Here is a 5,010-nt window from a genome sequence, read left to right on the forward strand (position 1 = left end):
GCGGCCCGGAGCCGCGAGGCATTTGCAGCAAAGAATGAGGCGTTGCAAACTTCAAACGAGCCATTTCAAACTTGCAACGGGTCACGGCCCGGAGCTGCGAGGCATTTGCAGCAAAGAATACGGCGTTGCAAACTTCAAACGAAGCATTCCTTGCTTGAAATGAGCCATTCCAAACTTGAAACAGGTCGCGGCCCAGAGCCGAGAGGCATTTGCAGCAAAGAATACGGCGTTGCAAACTTCAAACGAAGCATTCCTTGCTTGAAAGGGGCTGTTTAAAACTTCAAATGAGCTGCGGCACTTCCCGACACGGCGTATATATAATTTTTCAAACCGTCTAAAGACTGAAATACTATAGGTTCATGCTATCCGCGCCGCATGACTGGAAATATGCGGGCCGCAAAAGAATGCTTGACAGGATTGGGCCAGCTTTTTAGGATGGGCTGCTGTCCAGTGTTCTCAGTCCGTTCCGCTGCAAGGAGATGGACGGGCTGGAAATGCGGGCCGACTGACCAGCGCCGCGTTCTCAGGCGGAATCCGCTGCCGCATTCACCATCACAGAGATGCACACCATGACCAATTCAAACTGGATAACGCGAGGCGAAGCCGTGTTCGCAGGAACCTATACCCGTTTCCCGGCAGCGGTTGTCCGGGGCCAAGGCTGCCGCCTCTGGGATGCGGACGGTAAGGAGTATTTGGATTTTCTCTCCGGCATTGCGGTCTGTTCGCTGGGACACTGCCATCCGGCTGTGACCGAGGCCATCTGCGCCCAGGCGAACAAGCTGCTGCATGTTTCCAACCTCTTCTATACCGAGCCGCAGACTGAGCTGGCCGAGCTGCTGACCGAGCACAGCTTTGCCGAACGGGTCTTCTTCTGCAACTCCGGCGCAGAGGCCAACGAGGCGGCGATCAAGCTGGCCCGCATTTACAGCAGCAGTGCAGGCCGCCATGAGGTGATTTCCCTCAGCGGCTCATTTCATGGCCGCACCTTGGCCACCGTCGCAGCTACTGGCCAGCCCAAGTTTCACAAGGGCTTCGAGCCGCTGCCGAGCGGCTTCATCCATGCCGATTTCGGTACGCCGGAAGCCATTGAGCGACTGATCAACGACAAGACCTGCGCCGTGCTCTGCGAGCCGATTCAGGGCGAGAGCGGCGTGCGCCCGCTGCCCGCAGAATACCTGCAAGCTGTCCGGGCCATCTGCGACCGTCACGGCCTGCTGCTGATCTTTGACGAGGTGCAGACCGGCATAGGCCGCACCGGCACGCTCTTCGCCTACGAGCAGTGCGGCGTGACACCGGACATCATGACCTTGGCCAAGGCCTTAGCCAACGGCCTGCCCATCGGCGCGATGCTCACCCGCGCCAAGATTGCCGCCGCCTTCACGCCAGGCACGCACGCCTCGACCTTCGGCGGCAACCCGGTTGCGGCAGCGGCAGGCGTGGCCACGCTGAAGACCATGCTCGCCGAAGGTTTCTTTGCGGACATGCTGAAGCGCAGCAGCTATTTCATGCACCGGCTGCAAGGCTTTGTGGAGACATTCCCGCAGCTCTGCGCCGACGTGCGCGGACGGGGAATGCTGCTTGGTTTGGTGCTGACTGAAAAAGGGATCACGCACGGCCCGGAGATAGTCCGAAGAATGTTCGAGCGCGGCATCCTGATCAACTTTGCAGGGATGCAGGCCTTGCGCTTCATCCCGCCATTGACAGTCAGCAGGGAGGAGATAGACCGGGTGGTGGAGGAACTGACGCAGGTGCTGGCGGAGCTGAGCTGAGAGCGGGCAGGCGCGGCTTAGAGCTTGCCCTGCCTGAGGATGGAGACCAAGAGCCAGAGGCCCATGATCCCGGCGATGATGAAGCCGATCATGCCGATCGTGGGCAGCTCGCTGCTGCCGGTGCGGCTGCCGTAATGCGCAACCAAGGACGAGCCGATGATGAGGGCGGCAAGGACGATGGCGAAGGCGATTCGGTTTGAGGCTCGATACAGGGATTGCTCTAAAGGCCGCAGGCCGTGATGTTCCAGCTCCAGCCGCACCTTGCCTTGGCGGAGCATGGCCAGGATGCTGCGGGTCTCTGCGGGCAGGTCGCGGAGCAGGCTCATGTACTGGCTTGCGGTCTCCGCCGCCTCATGCGCCAGCCGCCTGGGGCTGACCTGCCGCATCTTGATGTCCCGCATGAAGGGCTTGGCCAAGGAGAGCATCTCGATCTGTGGATCAAGGGCCAGACCGACTCCCTCGGCTGTGCCGAGTGCCTTGAGCATCAGATAGAGGCTGGGCTTGAGGAAGAGGCGGTGGCGGCTGAAGAGCCGCAGCAGCTCCCAGTGGATTTTGCCGATCTCCAGCTCGCCGATGGAGAGATGCAAGTAGCGGCTCATGAAGTCGCTGATGTCCAAGGACAGCGCGTCGCGGTCAAACTCGCCCTGCTGCACCGTCATTTTGAGGATGCCGGCGGTGACTTTGCTTTCGTCGCCGGAGACGATGCTGGCCACCAGCTCAATGAAGCCTTCCCTGTCTTTGACGAGCAGCCTGCCCATCTGGCCGAAGTCGATGAAGCAGACCACGTTGCCGGGCAGGAAGAAGATGTTGCCAGGATGGGGGTCGGCATGAAAGAAGCCGTGGGTGAAGATCTGCTCCATCACCAGCTTGGCCCCTCGCTCGGCCAGCAGGGTCAGATCATGGCCTGCGGCCCGCAGTGCCTCAATGCCTGAAGCCTTAATCCCCTCAATCCGCTCCATGACCAAAATGCGCTCGGTGGAAAGCGCGGGGAAGGCTTCAGGGACGTAGATTTCCCGGCTGCCCGCGAACTGGCGGGCAAAGTGCTGAATATTGGTCAGCTCGATGGTGAAGTCAATCTCCCGCGACAGGCTGCGGGCGAACTCGCTGACTATGGCTGTCGGTCGGTGCCCCTGCACCTCCTCCAGATGATCTTCCATCAGCTGGGCGATGCGGGCCAGTATCTCCAAGTCGATGGAGATGCTTTTCTCCAAGCCGGGCCGCTGCACCTTGACCACCACCTTGCGCGTCAGCTCGCCGCCCGCCGCGTTGCGCACGGTCAGCAGGGCGTGATGCACTTGGCTGATCGAGGCGGCGGCCACCGGCTCTGGGCTGAAGCCGGTGAATATCTCTTCCGGCATCTTGCCCAGATCCTCTAGAAAGATGTGCCGCACCTCCTCATAAGAGAAAGGCGGCACATTGTCTTGGAGCTTGGCCAGCTCCAGCAGGTAGTCAGGGGCGACAAGGTCAGGGCGGACCGAAAGCAGCTGGCCGAGCTTGATGAAGGTCGGCCCCAGCTCCTCCAAGGCCATGCGCAGGCGTTCAGGCTTGGAATGCCGGGAGATGATCTGCTCCTCCGGGTCCTGCCTGCGTGACGGTCTGCTGCGGCTGAGCATCTGCAAGCCGGTCTCTATGTACTGGTCCAGATGCAGCCGTTCAATCAAGTCGCTGAAGCCGTATTTGAACAGCACCCGCAGGATCTGCTGGTAGCGGTTCAGATGCCGGAAGGTCCGGTTGAACGCGCCGAACTGCCTGATGCTGAACATCAGCCTTATTCAGTCTCAGCCTTTAGCCTCAGCAGCCGTGCCGCAGCTTTCCTGTCGGCAGTCCTGTGTCCTGCCCAAGGCCGCCTCCAGCTCGCTGACCCGGCGGCGCAGCTCGTCGATCTCATCGGCGTTGACGCAGCGGCAGGTCTTGAGCCGCTCCTCCACCTTGCGCCCGATCCACTGCTCCAAATTGCCTTTGGCGGCCTCGGATTTCTTCAGCAGATCGTCGACAAAGGCCTTACCCTCGTCCACCGACAGGCAGCCCTTGTCTGTCAGCGTCTTGCCCAGCTCCTCAAGTTTGTCACGAGTCAGGAACGCCGCGCCGATGCCGGCGTACATCACATTCTTCAGCACGTCTTTCATACTTTTTTCCTCCCTGTTTGAAGTTCTGTAGCGCAGCCGCGCTTGAATAAAAAATACCCTATCCTGCGTTGTCCGCACAAGGGCATAAAAGGATCAGCCCACTGCCTCGACCAAATTTTCAATGCCCTGCCCTGCGGTCTGCGGCGGTGAACAAAAGAAGGGGGCAGCGTCAGCTCGGTCAGACTGGCCGCTTTGCTGTCTGCCGCTGTCACCTTGACCAGTTCTTCATTGGTCATCATGGCGCGTTCCTCCTTGCCGCGCTGTCACGGCAGAGCGGCATCTATCGATTTATCATCCTGCCGCGACGCAAAATAGCTTTGAATCGCCTCGATGCCTTGGCTGGCCAGCAGCAGCGGCGGCGAGGTCAGCGGGTTGTCTTCCAGCAGCAAGGTGTTCAGCTTAGTCAGACGGCAGAACTCCGGTGGCAGCGAGGCCAGCTGGTTGAGACGGAGATTCAGCTTGGTTAGCTTGGTCAGCCTGCCGATTTCCGGCGGCAGCGAAGTTAGCTGGTTGCGGCTGAGGATGAGCGTGGTCAGATTGATCAGCTTGCAGACCTCCAGCGGCAGCTCGGTAAGGTTGTTGCCGCTCAGATCCAGCTCGGTGAGATGGGTCAGCTGAGCCAGCTCCGGCGGCAGCTCGGTGAGCTGGTTGAAGCTGAGGCGGAGATGCGGCTGCCGGGTCAACTTGGAGATTTCCGGCGGCAGCGAGGTCAGCTTGTTCCAGCTCAGCACCAAGCTGGACAGATTGGGCAGCAGCAGCAGCTCCGGCGGCAGCTCGGTGAGCCGATTGAAGCTGATGTCCAGCTCGCCTAGATTGGTGAGCTGGCAGATTTCCGGTGGCAGCGAAGTCAGCTCGTTGTCGCTGAGGTCCAAGTGGGTCAGATTGTTCAGTAGGCCAATTTCCGGAGGCAGCCAAGAAAGCTGGTTGAAACTTAGATCCAGATGGGTCAGGTTGGTGAGCTGAAATATCTCCGGCGGCAGCATAGTCAGCCCGTGGTCGCTGAGGTTGAGGCTCGTCACATCCTCGTGTCCATCTCCGTTCTCTTCGAATTCATCGGGCATCTCATCGTTGGTCATTTTATAGTTCCTCCTGTTGCGCGGACAGCGTATCGGCTC

General features: G+C 59.9%; 6 protein-coding genes. 2 read left to right on the forward strand and 4 right to left on the reverse strand.

Annotated elements, in window-relative coordinates:
- Together ACNKID_RS10275 and ACNKID_RS10280 are read left to right on the forward strand one after the other, a co-directional pair.
- Positions 1–276 (forward strand): hypothetical protein (locus ACNKID_RS10275; RefSeq protein WP_417913340.1); only part of this gene is annotated, 276 nt, incomplete at its 5' end.
- 293 nt (positions 277–569) lie between these two features.
- Positions 570–1,769 carry an acetylornithine transaminase gene (locus tag ACNKID_RS10280; RefSeq protein ID WP_417913341.1) on the forward strand — a complete coding sequence of 400 codons (1,200 nt, stop codon included), beginning with the start codon at positions 570–572 and terminating at the stop codon, positions 1,767–1,769.
- Positions 1,770–1,786: 17 nt separating this feature from the next.
- Here the strand turns inward: ACNKID_RS10280 and ACNKID_RS10285 are convergent, their stop codons facing one another.
- The 4 genes from ACNKID_RS10285 to ACNKID_RS10300 form a co-directional block, all read right to left on the reverse strand.
- Positions 1,787–3,532, reverse strand: coding sequence for an ABC1 kinase family protein (locus ACNKID_RS10285; RefSeq protein ID WP_417913342.1), 1,746 nt, complete (start codon positions 3,530–3,532; stop codon positions 1,787–1,789).
- Between the two features lie 15 nt (positions 3,533–3,547).
- Positions 3,548–3,895: a phasin family protein gene (locus ACNKID_RS10290; RefSeq protein WP_417913343.1), complete on the reverse strand. Its 348-nt coding sequence runs from the start codon at positions 3,893–3,895 to the stop codon at positions 3,548–3,550.
- Positions 3,892–4,134, reverse strand: coding sequence for a hypothetical protein (locus ACNKID_RS10295; RefSeq protein WP_417913344.1), 243 nt, complete (start codon positions 4,132–4,134; stop codon positions 3,892–3,894). Before ACNKID_RS10295 ends, ACNKID_RS10290 begins: the two co-directional genes overlap by 4 nt.
- 24 nt (positions 4,135–4,158) lie before the next feature.
- The coding region (locus ACNKID_RS10300) for a leucine-rich repeat domain-containing protein (protein ID WP_417913345.1) at positions 4,159–5,010 on the reverse strand (852 nt) is incomplete at its 5' end.

The sequence above is a fragment of the Candidatus Electronema sp. TJ genome (genome assembly GCF_048287355.1).
Classification (GTDB): Bacteria; Desulfobacterota; Desulfobulbia; order Desulfobulbales; family Desulfobulbaceae; genus Electronema.

What these genes read in the sequence shown, in the direction of transcription:
- ACNKID_RS10280 (WP_417913341.1), top strand. Translation starts at nt 570, where the DNA reads ATGACCAATTCAAACTGGATAACGCGAGGCGAAGCCGTGTTCGCAGGA.
- ACNKID_RS10285 (WP_417913342.1), bottom strand. Translation starts at nt 3,532, where the DNA reads ATGTTCAGCATCAGGCAGTTCGGCGCGTTCAACCGGACCTTCCGGCAT.
- ACNKID_RS10290 (WP_417913343.1), bottom strand. Translation starts at nt 3,895, where the DNA reads ATGAAAGACGTGCTGAAGAATGTGATGTACGCCGGCATCGGCGCGGCG.
- ACNKID_RS10295 (WP_417913344.1), bottom strand. Translation starts at nt 4,134, where the DNA reads ATGATGACCAATGAAGAACTGGTCAAGGTGACAGCGGCAGACAGCAAA.